The following is a 20,098-nucleotide window of genomic DNA, read 5'->3' as shown; positions in this document are numbered from 1 at the left end:
TGCATTAGCTCCATACGTTCGGCGATTTTCCGGACAGTTTTTACGTTAATCGCTAACCAAGTTTACCTATGAAATCAAGAATTCTCCTGCTTTTCCTCGTATGCCTGGCTTTAACCTTTCAAACAGTGCTCGCCCAGGCACCTTATAAATTCACCTTTCAAGGAGTAGCCGTCGACGATATGGCTCAGCCCGTTCAGAATGCCTCCATTACGGTCAGAATCAGTATCATAAAAAGTCAGGTACTCGGCCCTGTCGTTTTTGAAGAAACTCAATCTGCTAAAACCGATTCAAATGGGATGTTCACTATAACCGTCGGAGCCGGCGGTGGCGATCTCTCTCAAGTGGAATGGCCGTATGATATTTTCTTTCTCAAAGCAGAAATTGATAATGAAAACAACGGCAAATTCCATTTCATTGGGATGACCCAACTTCTGAGTGTTCCATATTCACTTTATGCAAATGAATCCGGTAAATTGCGGACGAACTTCCCCATCCTGCAAAAAGATGAAATGCAACAAAGCGCAGATCTTTCCACGGTTGGTAACGGTGCACGACTTATCTGGCATCCCAAAAAAGCCGCGTTTCGTGTAGGGTTAACCAATGGTGGCTGGGAGGATAAAAATATCGGATGGGCTTCAATTGCCGCTGGACTGGATGCAGAGGCGAGCGGCTATGCCTCAGTGGCTATTGGCAATGGCCCGATCGCTTCAAATCACAGCGCCGTGGCACTAGGAAATCTGTCAAGTGCAGAACAACTATATTCATTCGCCATCGGAAACACCTGCTATGCATATAATCATCATTCATTTGCCATAGGCAACTGGGCGGCCGCAATGGGTGATTATAGCACATCATTAGGCTTTCATACGATTGCCAAGGCCCCGCACAGCATGGCCGTCGGGCTCTATAACAATTCATTTGACCAACCAACCGGTAGTCCTACTGACCGACTTTTTCAAATAGGTAACGGCATCGATATTAACAACCGCAGCAACGCTATGACAGTACTCAAAAACGGGAACATTGGCATCGGCAGCAAGGTCGTGTCGCCGGAATTTATACTCGATGTTGCCTCCCGAATGAGAATAAGAAATGACGGCAGTACCGCCGGGCTCTATTTGAACAACTCGCAAAATAAACCGGAGGGCTTTATGGGAATGAAAACTGACAAGCAGGTTGGCTTTTACTTAAATGGCGCATGGAGGTTTTGGGTTGATGACACAGGAACGGCTTGGACACCTTATGGCGCGCTTCAGGCCTGGGCCTCCGACAGGCGATTAAAGCAAAACATCACTCCTCTCAAAGGCAGCCTTAGTGCCATCAGTCAAATACAGGGTTATCACTATCATTGGATTGATGCAGATAGAGGAAATGGATTACAGACAGGTGTAATAGCCCAGGAAATAGAAAAGTACTTCCCCGAACTGATTCAATCCAATGAAAAGGGCTTTAAAACTGTCAATTACATAGGCCTGATCCCCCACCTCATTGAATCTGTCAAAGAATTGAAAAATCAGACGGCAGAAATCGAAGAATTAAGGAGGGAAATAAGTGAGCTAACGATATTGTCCGGTACCCGCAAAAGCGCTGCTCCACAAAATACAACCAAAACTAAATAGGACTACATTTTTATAAGGGTTAAGGGTGGTTCAGACAGAGACCGCCGAATCGGCGGTCTCTGTTTTTTGCTTTTATAAGATATTTAACCACGTGTTTCGCAAAGCTGCTGCCGTAGCGTCCGCTTCGTTAGCGAAGTATAAGTAAGGGCCGCAGTGATGCTGATCAGCGACCACATGCCGTAGTCTTTCACCATGCCTCCCGCGTCTTTCAGCCCCGCGAAGTACGCCGCAATGCCACAAGCCGCGCCGGCTATCCCCGCCAGCAAAAAGAAAAGAATGCATTTCCAGGCCCACTGCCGGGGTTTGGGTAGCAGCTGGCCCACCAGAACCGCGTTAACTGCGCCGATGGTCGTGTACATAAAAATAATGTCGAACGGAATGTACAACGTGTAGTATCCGAGCCAGAACGCCGCTGGTACAAACAGCAGGAAGTATCCCAACCCTCTGAACGTGCCGACGGAAAAACGTGACTGGAGCGCACGGTTTTGGAGTACGACCAGCATAACGATAAAAGTCAAGACGGAGACGTTGTGCATAACCAGCTGCGGGACCGTGAGGGCTTTGTCGTGCTGACCGGTAAAGTAATGCGCCAGGAATGGGTGCAAAATGGCCAGCCCCAATACATTGGCCAAAATGTGGTTCCGGCCCCAGGTTTTCAACAGCAGCGAGGTTTCACGGTCGGAAAGCACCTGGCTCTCCAACGGAAGAGTCATTTCATTTTTCATTTGAATGGCTGAATAGTTAGTGATACGCATCGTACGAACTCCCGCACAATGGTACAAAGGTATTTCCGACACCGCCGTCAAATGCTTGACGATCGTCAAGAAAACACGGGACTCGTCAGCCGTTTTCGTATACGGCTCAGGCTTTCGGCGCTCACGCCGAGTATGCTCGCAAGGTATTTCAGCGGAACGCGCCTTGCCATATCGGGTTCATGTTCCAGCAAATGCAGGTAGCGGTCCTCCGGGCGATCCCATGAAAGCCTCGCCGCACGTTCCGCGGCCTGTTGCACGGCCCACTCACCAATCATCCGGGCAAAGCGTTCGAACGCCGGACATTCAGCCAGCAGAAGGTCGCGATCTGTTTTGGAAAGCGTAACCACGACAGAATCTTCCAGCGCCACCGAATTATTCGTCGTAGGAATACCATTGTTGAAGCTGCTGAAATCGGTGAAGAACTGGTTTTCAAGGTTGACGTTACAGGTCTTCTCGACGCCGTCGCGCCAGGTGAAATGACGGATAGCCCCTTTGCTGACAAAACCGATGAAGTTATATTGTTCGCCTTCCCGGATCAGAAATTGCTTCCGCTTCAATCTGAGCGGTTTAAGATACCGTTCAACAAGAGCCAGTTCGTCGCCTTTCATACCGGCGATTTCACGACAGAGGTTTATTAGAGGTTCGGTCATAAGTAAAAAGCGTACATAAATGCTATCGATCTATTAATCAACACCATAACTTCACACAAAAATACTTCAAAGCCGTTAAGCCTCGGTACCGCTCGCTAACCCGAGGTGATCACGAATGCAATACCTCCGGCATGTCCTTCCTGAAATCTTCTCCATAAATGCGGTTATACTCCCGGGCGAAATTTTCGAAAGTCGTTTTTGCCAGCGAATGCTTGCCCAAATGAGCGAGTGCCTTGCATTTGAGGATCATTGCTTCCTCATTGACCGGATCGAAATAGAAGACGTAATTGGCCAATTGAACGAGAAATTCCGCATCGTCCGCAATTTTGACGGATGAAGCATAACGCAGATAAGCATCGACGATCTCATTCGAGATTTCCGATTTGAAGCTGTCGAGCCATTCGTATTCTACATTCGAGAGGAAATTGCCCCGCTTCGTAATGCCGGCCAATTCGATGATACTTTGCTTGGAGAGCAGTTTCCGGTTGCCCACCAGATTGAGGTAATGCATATAATCGACCTCTATTTTACTATAATCGATCTTAATCCGCCAATAGCCCGTTTCCTTCGAAACCTGGCAGTACTTCATTTTATCGAGGATCGCTTTCAACTTGGCGATATTCACCGACCGGTTGTTCCGTGCACTCTCCGACGGCTTATCGAACCACAGGAGCTCTTTCAACTTTTCCGAGCTGATACCGTCCCAGCGGATCGAATAAAGCAATATGACCAGAAACAGCTCTTTCACCAACGGACTGAACTGCTTCGTGATCTCGTTTCCGTCCTCATCGTACAACTGCAAATTCCCGAATAAAAGAATGCAACTCTTGTACGGCACGGCCTTCTCTGCCGGGTCGTCAAACGGCTGAAACTGCGCCGTATCGCGCATTTGCGCGAGTTCTGGAACGGACCCCATTATGGGGGCCTTCGTTGCCTTCTGCCTATCCAGCTGCCCCGGCATATACCGGTACAGCCAATACACCAGCAAGGCCGCCACAAAAAGGGCACCGATCGTCCACACATTCCGTCCGGCCGAACTTTCCGACGAAGCCGTTTGGGGCGCTACGGTTTCCAATGGGGGCGCGTAGAGCGAGTAAATAGCCACCTTGGTTTGCTGATTGGCGTCGCGATACAGCGTCACGGCGACAAACCGCCCGTTTGCCTTATCGTAAAAAAGATCGGCAAATGATTCGATATCGATAAATTGGTAAGGAATTTTAGATCCCACGGGCTTGAACTCCGGCCGGTTGAGCGATCCTTTGATCAGTTGCAGCTCCGAGCTGAACTTGTGTTTCGGGAATATCAGCGCATAATAGGAACTGTCCTTTTCGTTGACAATCATGGAATTACCAAAAACAAAATCCTCTTTCGGCACTTTCAATTCATATATTTTGCTGAACCTCCGCTGGTCCCGGTCGAAATAAAGCATGTCGTACCAGTTGCGCGGGTTCAGCATTTGCTGGCCGGTAGAACTTCCGTAGCCGCCGATTACATACGCGCCCGAGTGTGTAGCGCCCAGCGCGGCCAGGTATCGCGGCGTAAACACCGAGTCCTCCGATTGGACCTGCTGCCACGTCCGCGACGGCAAATGGTAGCGCTGCACCTCTTTTTTATAAGCCAGATGCCCGTAGCCGCCTATCACATAAATAGATGAATCGGCCGGGGAGAGGAATTTGTTGGCGTGGAGGTAATAGGTTTTGGCCTGCGGCCGGATATCACTTTTATCCCAGGCACGGGTAACGGTATCGAACTCCGACACCTGTTTCTCGTTCAGAAAAATATTGTATAACCGGTTCCTTTCCGTATCAAACAACACCTGATTATCGACATAAACCGGCTGCTTGCCTGTCCGGTAGGGCATCGTCACAAGCCGGTTTCCAGCGAGGCTGAACCGCACGAGCGAGTCCTGTCCTACCGCGAAAATGTTATTGCTTTTTTCATCGAAACCCACCCTCACATAGCCTTTCAGCGTCACGGTCTGCAAAAGCTTCCATTCGTAATGCAGTTTTTTAATCCAGATAGGATTAGCAGCCAGCGCAGGTTTGCGGCGGATTTCTTCCGAGGCATTCACACCGTCGGTCTCGTTCAGCGGCCAGTTGTAGGCAATGCGGTCTTTCTCGCGCAGCATCACATGACGGATTTTCATAGGCGGTACGTCCGTCGTGCGGAACTCCTTGTATTGGTTGGCACCGAAAAGGATTTTGTAGCACCCTTCTGCCGGATATTTCATTGGCTGCGAAAAGCTGCGGTTGCCGTACACGACGGTAATCTGCTGCTGTTGTTGCCGGAAACGCAAGGTGATGCGGTTCCACTTTGCAAACAGGTCGTCGCCCTGAAAGTCGAATGCGGTTGGTGAGAATTGCTCTCCGATAATGAGTTTGAAATGGTCCTGCCCGACGGAACTGTTGTCGTAAATCAGGTCGATATTCTGGTGGTCGTCGCCAATAATGCGGACTATGTAGCCGAAATAGGTCTTTTTATTTCTCAGAAACGACAGTTCAAACGAGAGTTCAAAGTCGCCGTCGAAGCAAATGGGGCCTTCGGGGCTCAGGTCGAGGCCCGTGCGCTTGTCCTGCACCGCCTCAAAACTCTCGAAACCAAGTCCGTACGACTGGGCCCGTATTTTATTAAGGATGCCTGACAATTGAATTATACAAATAAAAAGAAAAATAGACCTGAATTTCATAAGCGTGGGATCGGAAGAAAACCCTGGAAAGTTTCTCCCGGCAATGTATTTAAGGGTTCCGTTAATCGATTGTTAAGCTTTTCTTAAGTAACGCCCGTTTATCTCGTATTCGCTTTTCCAAGCGCTATTAGGACGATATCAATTTAAAGTTAAACAATAACCAGGGTTTTTAATAGCCCGCCGAACACATCTGTATTTTTTCGGAAAATACCCGCTACAAACCATTATCTATGCTTTTAAAAACCGAACCGATAGGACGTGTGTCGCACCGGCTCGGGCAGGCGTTCGCGTTGCGTCCCGGCATGCAGCCGCAAGCGTCGCTTCCCGGAACCACCGGATGACCTACGATCACGACCTACTATTACGCCATCTATCTGATTGACGATGAAGTGAAAATAGAATTTGTACCGCACAGAAAAGCCGGCACTTACCGTTTCGAATTCCCTAAAAACGGCAACAAGAGCATTCTTTTCGACCAGTATAACAATGGTGAGGGAAATTGGAAATTCACTCATTCCTCCGATACCCCGCCGGTGTCTTCCCTGTCCACCTCTTGAATGCCCTTGTGAATGCGCTGATCTCGTTGTATCCCAGTATATAAGAAACCTCTTTGATATAATATTCCCCTGTTTCGAGGTAATGTAATGCGAGCGATTTGCGAACGTCGTCGGCGAGTTCCTGGTAACTTATGTGTTCGTCTTTCAGCCTGCGCTGGAGACTTCGGGGGCTTATATTGAAATTGGCGGCCATTTCTTCCAGGGAAACGATTCCCAGATAGGCATTTTTCATCAGATATTGCTGCACCTTTCGCTGCCAGGAATCGCCGGCCGGTTTTGAGGTATCGGCTACGACGAGGTTGCCTGTCGTGACTGTGTCGACGGCCATGGCTACTTTTTGCAGCAGGCTTTTTTGCAATGCGTAATTCGCTGTCAGGATAGGCAAGTCCCAGAAATGGTTGTCGAACGTAATGGCATAGTCGCTTTCCGAGTGGCTTGGAATGCAGCGCAATACACGTTCCAGTTCGGGCGCCATTTCCGGTGTGAAAGGCATCGCCACATGCTGCGGGCGTATGCGCGCGAGAACGAGGCCATCGAGCTCGTGAACTGCGAAAACAAGAAAGAAACAAACCATTTGCCCGAACGCAAAGGGCGAAGCGGCGCGGTGACCATCGTTGGGCAAGATCCGGAGCGTGAAAGTATGCTCGTCATGCCAGACGGTCATGCCGAACAAATCGGTAATCAGCGGAGTGAGGGCCACAGCGTGCTCCACTGCCTGGCCCACGGTTGTGCTGCTCTTAACGATCTCCCCAACCACCCCCAATGCCGCCAGTTGCAGCGATTCGCCCAGATGCAGCCCGAAAAGGGGGTCGCCGCTCAAATGGCAGGCATTCAGCCAGAGGTCGTTGAATTGTTTGGGGCTCATTTCAACAGGTGCGCCGGTCGTCAACGTTTCCAGATCAACGTCCGAAAGGCGGCAGAGTTTCGCCGGCGACAGGTCGCGCTGGGCCGCATAGGCCAGAAACGCCAGAATGAATTGCGTTTGTTGCTCGTTCATGGGGATAAATTTAAGATACCTCCCCCGACGATAAAAACCTTGTCGTATAATGACAAACGATTGTCATTGAAAAACAAATGCTTAACGGCAACGGTAAAAAAATAAAATATCCTTCCGACAAACGTTGGAAGGATATCTATGATACTCAACGTTAATTAATGCACAAATTTACTCTGTACAACATAGTGCGCTTATAGAGTTAAAACGTTGCAGGTGTAGATACATTTCTACAAACAGAACCTTCGGGAAATTTTTAGATTTGTGTGTTACGCGAATTCCATACCTCTTGACCGTTCTTTTATGAAGATATTGATCGTCGAAGATCATCCGCTCATCCGGATGGGGCTTAAACTGCTCATTTCCGAATCCGATTCAAAAGCATCTGTTACTCAATGTGATACATTTCCGGAAGGCTTGAAATTGCTCGATCAGGAAAAGTTTGACCTGCTCATTCTCGATATCGACATTCCGGGGGGGAGAGAACATCAAAATGATGAACATGATCCGCAGCAGACAACCCGATATCATCATCTTGATCCACTCGGGGTACGACGAGCAGGTGTACGCATTGCCCTACATCAAGGCGGGCGCCAACGGGTTTCTCTCGAAACAGGCATCGCACGAGGAGTTCAAGGCCGCATTAAAGGCAGTAATGAGCAAAGGTAAATATGTGAGCTACCAGGTTCAGCAAATACTCCTCAATACGATCAAGGATAATAACTTCGGCAAAGTGATGAACCCGATTACCAGCCTGTCGCCTAATGAAATGCGTGTAATGCAGTTGCTGACGGAAGGCAAATGGACCAAGGAGATTGCCGCAATCATGAACGTGAAGGAAAACACCGTCAGCACCTATAAACGCCGGATTTTCAACAAACTAGATGTGGTCGACTCCATTGAACTTTCTAAAAAAGTGTCGCTGCTCAAACAGTTTTAGGCAGGTCTGAAATGCAGCGTGAAACAAGTTTCCCCATCGACGCTGGCGACGCGTAAACCGACGTTAATCAGCACCGCCACCTCTTTCACGATCAGCAGCCCAAGGCCCGTTTTCCTGCCAAACGTCGTCACATCGTCGTTGGCCTCTTCCCGCTCGTGTGCATTGATGATCTCCATTACGTACGGCGGGATACCTGTGCCGGTATTTGAAATGCGCATGACCACGCCCGACGTAATGTCCCCTTCGGCCGACACACTGATCGTTCCTTTGTGCGTGAACTTCACTGCATTATCGATCAGGTTGTGAACCATGATCGACAGCATTTGGACATCCGATAACACCGTCAATTCGGCGGGCACCCGGTTTACAAACACATTCCCTTTTTGCCCGCTGGCGGTTTTGAAGAGTTCATATTTGTTTTCAACCAACTGACTCAGATTAACATGCTCGAACTGAATACTGTTGTCGTAAACATGTACTTTAATATAATCCAGCAACCCGCGCAGCAGGTCGCTCATCCGGCGCGACGAGTTGGAAATGACCTGCCCTATCTCCGACACAACTTCCAGCTCGCCCTTATCGATCATCGCGGGTATCGAGCCGGCGGTGAGCGTGATGTAATTAAGTGGGGACTGGATATCGTGTGTCATCGAGGCCAGTAGCCGCGATAGCATATGCAGCTGCCTGCTCATTTCATTCCTGGATGCTTCCACATCACGTAAAGCAAGGTTAAGGCTTTCCGTACGTTTCGCAACGATCTCTTCCAGCCGCGCCTTCTCCCGGGATATATTGCGTAGCCGAAAACCGTTATAAACGTAAAAACAGCCGACGACCAGGAGCACGAGCAATATTTTGGCCCACCAGGTCTGGTACCAGAGTGGCGGAACGATCACACATATCTCCTTTACCATATAGTTATCCCTGCCGAAGCCATTCAGCTTGCGTATGAAAAGTGTGTACGTACCGTGCCCGGGATTGGAAAGCGCGATGCTGAAATCGTTGCTCTGAATGGGTATCCAGTCGGAAGCCTGCACGTACACGCCGGTATTCACCAACGCGTACGAAAGGTTCAGATTATAGGCGTCGCCATAATAGGGTGTCGAAAAGAAGACCCTCGCCTGCACCGGATTCGCCGGTAAAACGAGCGTATCGCGCTTCCCCGACAGCCATTGCTTGTTCACCTGTATCCTGTCCAGCACGATTTCGGCGGCCGGCGGCTTTCTGATCACTGTGCGGGGGTGGAACCAAATCAATCCATTGAGCGAGGGCAGCACAATGGCACTGTCTTTCAGCACCGCCGCGCACGGTTGGCATCCGCCATTAAACTCGTTGGTCAGAAAACCTTCTTCCCTTGCATGATAGAGGTAAAAAATATCGAACGGGCTGCGGGCATAATCCAGAAGATCCTGAATGGCGATCTGAAAGAGCCCTTTGTCCGTCGGGACCCAGAAAAACCCGTGACCATCGTCAACCGTGCAATGCGGGCTTCCGAGGTACTTGTTCCTGTCGAGCGGGAAACGGGTCAGTTTACCATGCTCGTACATCAGCAGCCCCTCCCCATTGGCTGTCATCCAGATCCTGCCGGCATTGTCCACATGCAGGCTTTTGATGTAAATTCCTTCCGTCCCTTTCACCGGTTTCCCAATGCCGGTATGCCGGTCGAAAACGTAAAGCCCCGTCGTGGTGCCTACCAGCATATTTTCGCCGAAAGTATGCAGGTACGTTCCTTTAAGCTCCTTTTGCAGCAATTTCGGTTGTGAGCCCTTTCCGCAGGATCGAAGATATAGATTCCTTCCGTACCGGTTGCTATCCATATTTTGCCGTCCTGGTCGGGGTAAACGTGCTTGATCTCCGAATACAGGTCTACCTTACGCAGCATCCTGTCTTGTTCTACATCGATCTGGTATAAAAAATTGGCTGCCTTTGCCCATAGAAGCCCGTTTTTATCATAAAAAAGGCTCCGCTTGTCGCTGGTGTTCAATTTCTGAAGTGCAGATACTTTGCCGCGCAATACCTCCCCTGTAACCGGATCCTTACCCAGCACCGTTCCCGTGGGCGTGAGTACGCTTCTGTCGTCCCTGGGCACGATAGCGTAATAAACATTCGCTATTTCGGTTTCCGGTGTGGTCAGTGCCTCAAACGAATGCCGGGTAAGTACATACAACCCTTTCGAAAGGCTTCCCAGAAAACAGGTTCCCGTCAGCGGATCGCGATACACCGACTGGATCGCATATTCGTCGAGGTCGAAGCCGTCGATTACCAGCTCTGTTGTAAACTTTCTGTTTCGCTCTTCCCGCACCAGGTATAGTTTCTTTTGGCGGTAAAAAAAGAGCTGGTTCGATGCCATGTTCCAGAATACCTTCATATCCGGCAGAGCCGTCTTATAACCATTGTCCCTTAGAATGTCCCCATGAATATGCATCGCCTGCAGTCCTTGCGGTGTGACCGCGAGCACATGGCCATTCGCGTTCCGGTAATGAAGCCGGTTTCCCACCATAAAGAAATTCCACCATCGTAATTCACCCGGGGCAAAATCGGTGTTTGAGAGTTTCCGCTTTCCATGGTACAACTGAACCGAAACGCTATCGATCAGATAAAACTTTTCATCGCCGACAGGGATAATGTAATGCATGGGCACAACGGTTTCCTTCGGATAGCCGGGTATGCCCGCAGAAAGGAACGCCCCGGACCTGCTATTCCCGAAATGCGGCAGGGTCCTGATTTTCCGCTCAAAATAAAGCGGGTCGACGCTGGCCCTGCCATTTTCAATCTTCACGAACTGATTGAAATCGGTCACCGCATACATTTCCCCTCCGAGTCTTTGCTGTCCAGGCCGCCCTGCCCCGGTGGCGTTCATCGAGGGCAGCAGCATGGAAAAACGATTGCTCGTAGTTCCGACAACCGACTTATCGAAAATCTCGAAACGATGCCCGTCAAAACGCGCCAGGCCATTTTCCGTAGCGATCCATACAAAACCGTCGACATCTGCGGCGAGGCTTCGTACGCTGTTCTGGGGCAGTCCGTTATCGTCCGTAAAATGCATAACGGTGTAGCCTTTCTGGGAAAAGGCATTTTTCGAAAGCAAAAATGTGCAGATAAAAATCAGAACAACAACTAGCCTGTACACAAGAATCGGAATGGGGCTTTATATGAACGGCCGGGGCACGATTATCCAATTACTTTGAGAAAATCTCCAAACAAATATAGATGCCGAAATGTTGTTATCAAACCTTATCACCAAAACTACTACATAGCCATCCTTTCAAACTCAAACAATTGCCTGCGCTCTAAAAATTAGTTCTATACTTTTATATAAATAATTGATTAACAATGAGTTGTGTGTAGATTTTCTTAAACACTGATAGAAAAGATTCTATTCGCTATTTACCTTAACGCTACAAATTCGCAGCGACCAGTCACTTAAATTTGCCGGTCGGGAACGGCTGCCGTTCAAGGGAAACACATTCTGACCCGCTTTGTGAATGAAACACATTCTACTCGTTGAAGATCACGCGGTCGTGAGACTGGCAACTCTTTTCATTATACGCGATATTTTGTCGGCAGTTACCCCCTGGGAAGCCGCTAACTTCCCCGATGCGCTGCAAATTGTCTCCAGCCAGCAGCTCGACCTCGTCATCCTGGACATCGATATTCCCGAGGGGGAAGGCTTCCAGATGGTCGGGAAAATTCGGAAGTTCCAACCGCATGTACCGGTCATCATGTTCTCCGGCATGGATGAAGACGTATATGCTTTACATTATCTTAAAGCCGGGGCCAATGCCTTTGTATCCAAAAGTTCGTCTACGGAGGAAATCCGGGCCGCCATCGTTGCGGTGCTCGATAGCGGCCGGTATATGAGCGCATCGGTGCGGGAAACGCTGCTCAGAGGCCACCACGGATATGAAACCCGGCAAAATAACCCGCTCACAACACTTTCCCAGCGCGAACTTGAAGTATTGGACTTGCTGCTTCGGGGCAGATGGACCAAGGAAATCGCTACATTCCTCAACATTACCGACAGTTCGGTAAGCACGTACAAAACCCGGATTTTCGAAAAACTCGGCGTCACCACGGTTATCGAGCTTTATCAGCGTGTGACCACGCTGAGGGAAATGGATGATTAACTACGTGAAGCAGCGTTAGCCGGCTCCCATCAGTTCCTCCCGCAACCTCCGCGCCACGATCCTGTCTTCTCCCGGCTGTAACATCCAGCCCGTTACACGGATCAGGTTGGCGCCTTTCAGGGCACCTTCGGTGGCCGGGTCGACCGAATCCGAACCCGCCTGATAATAGTACAAAGGCAAGCCAGAAAACCCCGCTTCAATCGACGGGTTGCCGAATCTCAGCTTGTCACGCAACTCCCGCCCGGTTAGTTTCACGATACTATCGTCCCAGCTAATCGTTAATGTAGGTGTGATATTGCCCAGTTCCGGAACTGTTACTTTGGTGGTAATACCGGGCAAGTCCTTTACGGCAGTTTCGATACGTGCGATCCGGGCTTCCCAATCCTTCCATTCACGCTCATGATCGCCCGAAACAAACTTTTCGAGCGCCACGTACATTCCGAGAATTTCCTCTTTATTGACTTTATGTCCCCGGGCGACCGTGAACCCACGCGGGGGCGCATTCAGGCGTGCCGCAGCGACAATGTCCTTTCTTCCCATCAGGATACCCGCGCTTTGCGGACCGCGCATGGCCTTCCCGCCCGAAATGAACACCATATCAAAGCCCATATCGTTGAACTTCCAGAGATTGGAAACCGGTGGCACATCCGCGGCAATGTCGATCGATGTCGGTATCCGGTGTTTTTTACCTAATGCCACCCAATCCTCGTGTTTGATCTTCCCGGCATTGGCTGTAATATTCAGGAAATGAAGCAAAGCCGTTTTTTCATTGATCGCCTTTTCTACATCCTCGATTGTTTCGACCTCGACAATCGTGCACCCCGTATTGAGGAATGCATGGTTATAGCGTTCATTATGCGATTTCTGGCAAATCACTTCCGACTTCATTCCCGTCCCTTCGAGATGGGGCAGTTGCTCGACCTTACGTACATCCAAGCCCGTAAGCACACCCGCGAGCCCGAGCGTCATCGCTGAAAATGCGCCGCAGGTTACCATAGCAGCTTCGGAATGCACAAGTTTTGCAATCTTCTCCCCCACCTTATCCTGCACTTCATCGATAATGCAAAAATACCTCGACGTATTCTCAATCGTCTCGACGACTTCCTCGTGCATGATACATCCCGACATATAGGTAAGCGTACCCGCCGCGTTGATAAACGGCCGAATGCCGAGTTCTGCAATTACATCGCGCTTTTTTTTCGTGCGGGATGCCCGGTTCGCACACCGGTGAGCGATCCTATCAATGGTAATGTGGAGAGGCTTTGAATAACTTTTCTGCGTTTCATGGGTTCAGGATTGGTAGAACCACAAGATACGCAATCATTTATCTCCCTTTCGCACTACCCTGAAATTATCGAACGCCATGTCACAATCAAGGTCGCCGCCGCCGTGAAACAGTAATCTCGTGTAGTAGCCTTTGTTACTGACTGTCAGCTTCGAACCGGAGCTTTCGTAACTCGCGGCAATTTCTTCAAATGGTATAACCACCGTCTGCCATTGTCCTTTGGTATCGTAGGGAGGCAACCACGTGTATTGGCTATCGTTAAAACCGTCGGCCAGCCCCACTGTAATTTTCAGGACGTTATTGTTGTAAGGTTTAATCGTATTGACTTCGAATTTGAGCACATAATCTGCCGGTTTCAGAATGGCCGAATCGGGAATATTCTTGCTGATTGCGCCCATGGCGTCGGGTGGTCCGCCAGCGACCTCCGTCCATTGCCATCCCCCTATCGCCTTTTTCACCCGAATGTAGTTCCCGTTAATGGAAGGCGGATCACCCGCTCCCGGCTTGGAAACCACGAATGCGGGGTTCCACCAACCGGTGTACGGATCGCTACTGAGAAAAATCGAACGGTTATCCCGAAACCAAAGGTCCGATTTCGTTTCGCCGAATTTGGTTTTCACGGTGATGGGCCCGGGTTGCGCTCCTTCGGGTACCGTGAGTTGTATTTCCTGGTCTTTTACGGAAACCAGCGCTCCCTGTTTACCACCCGTAAAAGTGACTGAGAGCGGTTGGTAAAAAAAATCGCCACGGATTGTAGCAATGCCGCCCGCAGGCACATATTCGCACAGCATTGAGGATATCTCCGGCTCGCTGATCTGCACCTCGAAGTCGTAATCCAACGTCCTGCCACTGGCAAAAACGATCCGCATTTTGTTGCTGATTTCATTCGGGATCTGCGCCGGAACCGTTACAAGGATCGTAGTGGCCGTGATGTAGGTGGGCGTCAGGCTGGCGCGCCGGTCGTTAAACCAGATTTCCCTCGCATCCTGCAAGTTTTCACCTACAATGGCGATCAGCTTGCCTTGCCCGGCACCGGATAGCAGCGAGTCCGCTACCTCGGGGTCTGTTAACCGGATGTATTTGATAACCGGCTCCCCGCCGCTTCCCGGCTCATCCCGCTCACACGAAACGGTAACGAGGCCAGTCAGCACACACACCACAACGCATAAAGCATATTTAAGTGAACTGTTCATAAAAATACCGTTAAATGCATTACTTGGATCGATAATCGACAGCCGGTTTTTGAAGGTTCGGCGCCTGGCTCAGCTCCGCGGACGGGATCGGCAGCAAAAAATTCCCACTGTTCGCGTCGATTTTCCGCTCCGCGGTCGCCCAGGCGGTCTTTGTGAAAGTCCAGGAAGTCGGATCAGGAAACCGGTCGGGTTTCGTAAAGAAAAAACCGCGGTCCTGTGCATTCAGAATGGCATATGCCTTCGTGGGGTTATAGTAATGCAAACTCACCAGGTCATACCACGCCATTCCTTCCATCGCAAACTCGACGATGCGTTCTTTAAAGATCTGATCGAAAGTAAGTGAACCGGTAACCGGCGACAAGCCAGCACGCGTATGTACCTGGTTAAAGTATTGCAGCGCCTTAGCGTCGGCAGTAGAAGCATTGTTTCCCAAAACAGCCTCCGCGTAGACCAGGTACATCTCGGCCAGCCGCATCATGTACGTATCATGGCCGTAGTTTTGCTGGGCGGCTTGCCCGCCAACATCCACGGCCTTGCCCGTGATATATTTCTTGATGGCGATAAAATTGTTGTCCGTGCCTGTGAACGGATAAACCAGTTTCTGGCTCCCGCCCGGAATTGTCTGGGTGATTTCCGGATAACTCGCTCCCGGTAGCATGAATGTCGCTTTCAACCGCTGGTCAACCGTCCGGCCCTGCATTACGTTTTCCGATACCGTTTTGATGCCCTCATATTGCTGCATCATCCACCAGGTAGCGCCTTTGTCGCCTCCCCAGCCGTCCCCATTGGCAATATCGGGACCGTATGCGAGATATGCCGGTGTGGAATTCTGCGTCCCCCAGGCACCGGGCGAATAAACCCACTGCAAGGAGAAAAGCGACTCTGCGTTGTTGTCGTAAGGATACAGAAAGAGGTCGGCGTATTTGCCCAGAAGCGAAGCACCGCTCAATGTGATCACCCTTTCCGCGTAATATCTCGCGCTGTCCAGAAAGACCTGGTTCCGCTGCCCCGACGCCCCCGCCTCCACGCCGGCGCGGGTAAGGTAAAACCGCGCCAGCATTCCTTCCGCCGACCACTTTGTGAGCCTGCCCACACGCAATGGTTTCTCCGGTAAATCTTCCGCGATCTGCCGCATTTCGCTGGTAATGAATTTCCAGACACTCTTGGGCGTGTTACGTTGCACGGTGGTGTCGGAAAGCAATGCAAGGTTGTTCTCTATCACCGGCACCGCGCCCCAGTTCATTACCAAAAAGCGGTAAGCGAGTGCGCGCATGAACCGCGCCTCGGCAATGGCGTGTTTTTTTACCGACGACGAAACGGAGGCGCCGGCATATCTCTGAATGTTTTGAATGGCGAGATTCGACTGTCCCACCACGATAAAAAACGATCGCCACGCGGAGCCGTTTTCCGGTGTATTTCCTGTGGTGTTAAAAAGAACATTACCCCGGTCGTTCCAGGCCGAAAATGCAGTTCCCGCACGAAAATCGCCGAGGTTATACGATGCCTTGTCGTTGTAGTCGAACCATACTTTACTGTATAACAGCGCGGTACTTGCCAGCACCTGGTCGTCGGTCTGGTAAAAACCCGCGTCCACAATCGCATCTTTCGGCGGCCGTTCCAGAAACTCCTCCGAACAGGCCCCTAGCGCCACGGGGATAAGCAGTATTGCAAATCCCCGGTAAATGTTTTTCAGGTATTTCATTTTTCAGCTTGATTAAAAATCCAATCCCAAACTGACCGTATACACCGGCGTGAGCGGGTAACGGCCATAATCGAGCCCTATCGCCTGGTTACCGGCACTGGCGTCGCGCGAAACGTAAGCCCCCACTTCGGGATCAAAACCCGAATAGCGCGTGAGCGTGGCGATGTTCTGCCCGCTCACGGAGACGCGCGCGCCCCTGACCACTTTCTGGCGTGATACCAGCGAAACGGGCAGGTTGTAGGTCAATGAAATGTTCTTCAACCGTATAAAGGAACCGTCTTCCACCCATTTGTCGGTATGGCGTGCGAAATTACCGTTAGGGCCGTTCGAAATGCGGGCAACGTCTGTTCCGGGGTTTGCAAGGCCCACTGTCCCGTCCGCTCGGGTGATCGGCCGGGCGTAGTCCATGGCATGTATGAGCAGGTTTCGGCTCAGGTTGATATTGCTTGCGTTCGTATTCAGTTTCCCCAGGAAATTATAGACGTCATTTCCATAAGTACTCGTCAGCAAAACACTCAGGTCAAACCCTTTATAGGAAAAAGTATTGGTAAATCCGGCGAATGCCTTCGGCCAGGGATTACCGATCACGGCCTGGTCTTTCTCGTTGATGATTCCATCGCCGTTCACATCCCTGAATTTCACGTCGCCTACCCAGATATTGTTCTCGTTGACCGGCAGTTTCACTCCGTTGTTGTCCACCGGTAATGCGCTGCTTTCGATTTCCGCAACCGATTGGAACAGGCCTTCCTCGATATATCCCCGGAATAACCACGGCGCTTTGCCAACCTCCGAACGTTGCGTCCAGTCGGCTAGCCACCACGAAGTACGGTCCACAAACGCCGCATCGGAATAGAACGATTTGATTTTGGTTTTAAAACCTGAGACATTCAGGTTCGATTCCCATTTGAACCCGCCGCGGTTGATATTCACCGTGTTGACCGTAAGTCCCCAGCCTTTGTTCTGCAATGCGCCTATATTCACTGTCGGTGAGCCTACCGCTCCTACGCCATTGGTACCCATATACCACGGCAGCGGCTTCTCCATCAGCAGGTTATCTGTATTTTTAATATAATAGTCGAATTCAATCTGAATGCGGTTTTGTAGCATCGCGAGGTTGATTCCGAAATTGCGGGTTTTCGTTTCTTCCCATTTCAAGCCCGCGTTCGCATATTTTGTGGGTAAAAACCCGGTAGTTGTAGGAGTGGTGCCGGTACCCATAGGCGAATAAATCCCCCCGCTTCCCTGGTTCCCCGTAATACCCGTTTCAAAGCGCAGCTTCAATTCGTTGATCGCCGGAACGTGAAAGAACGGCTCCTGCGAAACGCGCCAGGCCGCCGATAACGATGGGAAGACGCCCCACTTGTTATCGGCCCCGAAATTCGCCGAACCGTCGCGGCGGACAGTCGCCATAACAATATAGCGATCCGCAAAACTGTAATTCACCCTGCCCAGATAGGATTCCATCGCCCATTCGCCCGAGCCACCGGAGTTACTGGCCGTGAGTGCGTCCCCGGCCGCCAGATCGAGAATGTCGTTTGTCAGGAAGCCTGTCCTCGATCCGCCCAGATTCTTCCACGACGATTCCTGCGACTCGTGGCTAAACATGGCGTTGATGCTATGCCTGCCTATTTGCGTGCTGTATTCCAGCAGCTGGTTCCAGTTCCAGTATGTGTTCACGCCCGATCCGTTCGTGTACGAAGCCGTCACATTCTGCGCCCAGCCGATTTTGTAAGTGGGTATATAATAGGAGGAGTTCGAAAATCCGAGGTTAGTGTTGAACGAGGTCCTGAATTGGAGGCTCTTCATCAATCTTACGCCGATAGTCAGGCCACCGAGCAGTTGCCTTCGCACCAGTTTATTGGTCGTCAGGTTCGCAATTGCGATCGGGTTTACAGGTGCGAAGATATTGGCGCCATTGCTTTCATCGCCACCGCCCCAACTGCCATCGATATTCCGCACAGGTACTTGTGGCGTTAGCTGCAAAGCGTTGGAGATAATGTTTTCCTGGCTGGTCGTCAGGTTGTCGTTGGTTTGATTGAAGCTCAGATTGGCACCTATACTTGCCCACTCCCGGGGCTTATTATCCAGATTAAGCCTGAATGCATACCGGTTAAATCCCGAACCGAGCGCGACACCATCCTGTTTCAGATATTCTCCCGAGAGATAATAGGTAGTTCTCTCGTTGCCGCCGCTCAGGCTGAGCTGATGCTTGTGCATAGGCGCGTTCTTGAACAGTTCCTTCTGCCAGTCGGTGCCTTTACCCAGTAGCGACGGATCGAGGAACTCTTCGGGGGTTTCTCCGCCTGCCAGCTGGTGGTATTCTCCCACCATCTGCGCGTACTGGCGCAAATCCATTACTTTCAAGGGCTTTGGGGGCGTCTGAATGCTAAACTGGTACCCGTAGGAAATCTTGGAATCACCCGATTTGCCTCTCTTTGTGGTGATCAGAAGTACACCATTGGTGGCTCGGGAGCCATAAATAGCCGTTGCGGAAGGGCCCTGCAACACTTCCACCGATTCGATGTCCGCCGGATTAAGGCCGGCCAGCGGGTTGGAGGAACTTTGTGCGCCGAATGCCACCGATTGCCCCTGTATTTGAACGCCGTCTACCACATAAAGCGGCTCATTACTTCCACTTACGGAGTTAATGCCACGGATATTCACCGAAATTCCTCCGCCCGGCTGTCCAGAGTTCTGCGTAATGTATACGCCCGCGGCGCGGCCCTGGATTGCCTGTTCGAGTGTTGTATTGGTAGTGCGGGCGATATCTTTTGCAGAAACGGAGGTTTGCGCGGTGGTCAGGTCGGCCCTTTTCATTTCACCATAACCAACCACTACCACTTCGTCCAGGGCCTTGGTATCGGTCTTCATGGCCACATTTACCTGGGAGCGCCCGCCAAGCGGGATTTCCTGCGAGAGATAACCAACAAATGAGAATATCAGCGTGTTGTCGCCTTCGCCCAGTTCCAGTTCATACAGCCCGGCCGAATTGGTCGTGGTACCGCGCGATGTTCCTTTTACAACCACGCTCACACCGGGAAGCGCATCGCCTTTTTCATCGGTCACCTTGCCTTTTACCGTGGCGGCTGTCGTTCGCACATGCAAGGCTTGTTCCGTCCCGACCGGTGCTTCCTCTTTCGGGAAAGAGCTACGGTCGGTCCTGAATAGCATTATCTGCTTCCCTGCCACTTCATACCGGATTGACAGCGGTTTCAACAGCCGTACCAACGCACCGGCGAGCGGCTCATTCGATGCCTGAAAAGTTACGTTCACCGACGAGCGTATTTCGGCGGGATTATAGATGAACCTGACACCCGAGCTCCGTTCGATCGTTGAAAGCGCGCTTTTTAACGGCTTGTCCTCTATTTTGACGGTAATACGCTGTTCGAGCAGGTCCTGGGCAGCTACACGGTGATGACTAAACGTTCCCTTCGTAAAGAAGACTATTATGCATAACTGCAAAAAGGACAGTTTCATGGCATGCCACACAATTGTTTTAAGACGTAGATTTCCGGCCATATTCTCAGTTTCATGCTTTTTTGAAAAAACTAAGGCAAAATCTTCCCTACCCTCCACATCTGCGGATGGCGTTC

14 protein-coding genes and 1 pseudogene are annotated in these 20,098 nt (G+C 50.7%); 5 read left to right on the top strand and 10 right to left on the bottom strand.

The features are described from left to right. Positions 1–68 precede the first annotated feature (68 nt). The gene (locus ABV298_RS20970) at positions 69–1,619 is read left to right on the top strand and encodes a tail fiber domain-containing protein (protein WP_353718119.1); all 1,551 of its coding nucleotides are present in this window, start codon (positions 69–71) and stop codon (positions 1,617–1,619) included. An 83-nt stretch (positions 1,620–1,702) separates the two neighbouring features. Here the strand turns inward: ABV298_RS20970 and ABV298_RS20965 are convergent, their stop codons facing one another. The 3 genes from ABV298_RS20965 to ABV298_RS20955 form a co-directional block, all read right to left on the bottom strand. Continuing rightward, positions 1,703–2,344: a hypothetical protein gene (locus ABV298_RS20965; protein WP_353718118.1), complete on the bottom strand. Its 642-nt coding sequence runs from the start codon at positions 2,342–2,344 to the stop codon at positions 1,703–1,705. Positions 2,345–2,439: 95 nt separating this feature from the next. Further along, entirely contained in the window at positions 2,440–3,024 is a 585-nt protein-coding gene (locus ABV298_RS20960; RefSeq protein ID WP_353718117.1) for a Crp/Fnr family transcriptional regulator, read from the bottom strand. Positions 3,025–3,133: 109 nt separating this feature from the next. Further along, complete coding sequence (locus tag ABV298_RS20955) at positions 3,134–5,668, bottom strand: galactose oxidase (RefSeq protein ID WP_353718116.1); 2,535 nt, start codon at positions 5,666–5,668, stop codon at positions 3,134–3,136. 389 nt (positions 5,669–6,057) lie between these two features. Between ABV298_RS20955 and ABV298_RS20950 the strand changes: the two genes are divergently transcribed. Beyond that, positions 6,058–6,267 (top strand): hypothetical protein, encoded by a 210-nt coding sequence (locus tag ABV298_RS20950; protein ID WP_353723223.1) that lies wholly within the window; start codon positions 6,058–6,060, stop codon positions 6,265–6,267. On the opposite strand, the gene ABV298_RS20945 is transcribed toward ABV298_RS20950, so the two are convergent. After that, positions 6,218–7,264: an AraC family transcriptional regulator ligand-binding domain-containing protein gene (locus tag ABV298_RS20945; RefSeq protein WP_353718115.1), complete on the bottom strand. Its 1,047-nt coding sequence runs from the start codon at positions 7,262–7,264 to the stop codon at positions 6,218–6,220. The two genes, ABV298_RS20950 and ABV298_RS20945, sit on opposite strands and share 50 nt — an antisense overlap. 300 nt (positions 7,265–7,564) lie before the next feature. On the opposite strand from ABV298_RS20945, the pseudogene ABV298_RS20940 reads away from it, so the two are divergent. Together ABV298_RS20940 and ABV298_RS20935 are read left to right on the top strand one after the other, a co-directional pair. Continuing rightward, positions 7,565–7,678: pseudogene (locus ABV298_RS20940) on the top strand (DNA-binding response regulator); the annotation flags it as partial. An 85-nt stretch (positions 7,679–7,763) separates the two neighbouring features. Beyond that, a complete protein-coding gene (locus ABV298_RS20935; RefSeq protein ID WP_353718114.1) occupies positions 7,764–8,201 on the top strand; it encodes a response regulator transcription factor in 438 nt (145 codons plus the stop codon). On the opposite strand, the gene ABV298_RS20930 is transcribed toward ABV298_RS20935, so the two are convergent. Beyond that, positions 8,198–9,949: a HAMP domain-containing sensor histidine kinase gene (locus ABV298_RS20930; protein WP_353718113.1), complete on the bottom strand. Its 1,752-nt coding sequence runs from the start codon at positions 9,947–9,949 to the stop codon at positions 8,198–8,200. The genes ABV298_RS20935 and ABV298_RS20930 overlap by 4 nt on opposite strands. Continuing rightward, positions 9,889–11,286: a two-component regulator propeller domain-containing protein gene (locus ABV298_RS20925; protein WP_353718112.1), complete on the bottom strand. Its 1,398-nt coding sequence runs from the start codon at positions 11,284–11,286 to the stop codon at positions 9,889–9,891. The genes ABV298_RS20930 and ABV298_RS20925 overlap by 61 nt, the downstream gene beginning before the upstream one ends. Positions 11,287–11,683: 397 nt before the next feature. Between ABV298_RS20925 and ABV298_RS20920 the strand changes: the two genes are divergently transcribed. Then, complete coding sequence (locus ABV298_RS20920; RefSeq protein ID WP_353718111.1) at positions 11,684–12,325, top strand: response regulator transcription factor; 642 nt, start codon at positions 11,684–11,686, stop codon at positions 12,323–12,325. Positions 12,326–12,340: 15 nt separating this feature from the next. On the opposite strand, the gene ABV298_RS20915 is transcribed toward ABV298_RS20920, so the two are convergent. The 4 genes from ABV298_RS20915 to ABV298_RS20900 all read right to left on the bottom strand — a co-directional run bounded on the left by ABV298_RS20915 (position 12,341) and on the right by ABV298_RS20900 (position 19,982). After that, positions 12,341–13,453 (bottom strand): aminotransferase class V-fold PLP-dependent enzyme, encoded by a 1,113-nt coding sequence (locus ABV298_RS20915; RefSeq protein ID WP_353718110.1) that lies wholly within the window; start codon positions 13,451–13,453, stop codon positions 12,341–12,343. 192 nt (positions 13,454–13,645) lie between these two features. Further along, positions 13,646–14,803, bottom strand: coding sequence for a glycan-binding surface protein (locus ABV298_RS20910; RefSeq protein ID WP_353718109.1), 1,158 nt, complete (start codon positions 14,801–14,803; stop codon positions 13,646–13,648). Positions 14,804–14,822: 19 nt separating this feature from the next. Beyond that, on the bottom strand, positions 14,823–16,505 hold the full coding sequence (locus tag ABV298_RS20905; RefSeq protein ID WP_353718108.1) for a RagB/SusD family nutrient uptake outer membrane protein: 1,683 nt from the start codon (positions 16,503–16,505) through the stop codon (positions 14,823–14,825). Between the two features lie 12 nt (positions 16,506–16,517). Continuing rightward, a complete protein-coding gene (locus ABV298_RS20900) occupies positions 16,518–19,982 on the bottom strand; it encodes a TonB-dependent receptor (RefSeq protein WP_353718107.1) in 3,465 nt (1,154 codons plus the stop codon). Positions 19,983–20,098: the final 116 nt, after the last annotated feature.

This window comes from Dyadobacter sp. 676 (genome assembly GCF_040448675.1).
In the GTDB taxonomy this organism is placed as follows: domain Bacteria; phylum Bacteroidota; class Bacteroidia; order Cytophagales; family Spirosomataceae; genus Dyadobacter.
This window is presented reverse-complemented; position numbering and strand designations above follow the sequence as displayed.

Excerpts from the sequence above, each read along its gene's own strand:
- ABV298_RS20970 (WP_353718119.1), top strand. The coding sequence starts at position 69 with ATGAAATCAAGAATTCTCCTGCTTTTCCTCGTATGCCTGGCTTTAACC.
- ABV298_RS20965 (WP_353718118.1), bottom strand. The coding sequence starts at position 2,344 with ATGAAAAATGAAATGACTCTTCCGTTGGAGAGCCAGGTGCTTTCCGAC.
- ABV298_RS20960 (WP_353718117.1), bottom strand. The coding sequence starts at position 3,024 with ATGACCGAACCTCTAATAAACCTCTGTCGTGAAATCGCCGGTATGAAA.
- ABV298_RS20945 (WP_353718115.1), bottom strand. The coding sequence starts at position 7,264 with ATGAACGAGCAACAAACGCAATTCATTCTGGCGTTTCTGGCCTATGCG.
- ABV298_RS20935 (WP_353718114.1), top strand. The coding sequence starts at position 7,764 with ATGATCCGCAGCAGACAACCCGATATCATCATCTTGATCCACTCGGGG.
- ABV298_RS20920 (WP_353718111.1), top strand. The coding sequence starts at position 11,684 with ATGAAACACATTCTACTCGTTGAAGATCACGCGGTCGTGAGACTGGCA.
- ABV298_RS20915 (WP_353718110.1), bottom strand. The coding sequence starts at position 13,453 with ATGTCGGGATGTATCATGCACGAGGAAGTCGTCGAGACGATTGAGAAT.
- ABV298_RS20910 (WP_353718109.1), bottom strand. The coding sequence starts at position 14,803 with ATGAACAGTTCACTTAAATATGCTTTATGCGTTGTGGTGTGTGTGCTG.
- ABV298_RS20905 (WP_353718108.1), bottom strand. The coding sequence starts at position 16,505 with ATGAAATACCTGAAAAACATTTACCGGGGATTTGCAATACTGCTTATC.
- ABV298_RS20900 (WP_353718107.1), bottom strand. The coding sequence starts at position 19,982 with ATGAAACTGTCCTTTTTGCAGTTATGCATAATAGTCTTCTTTACGAAG.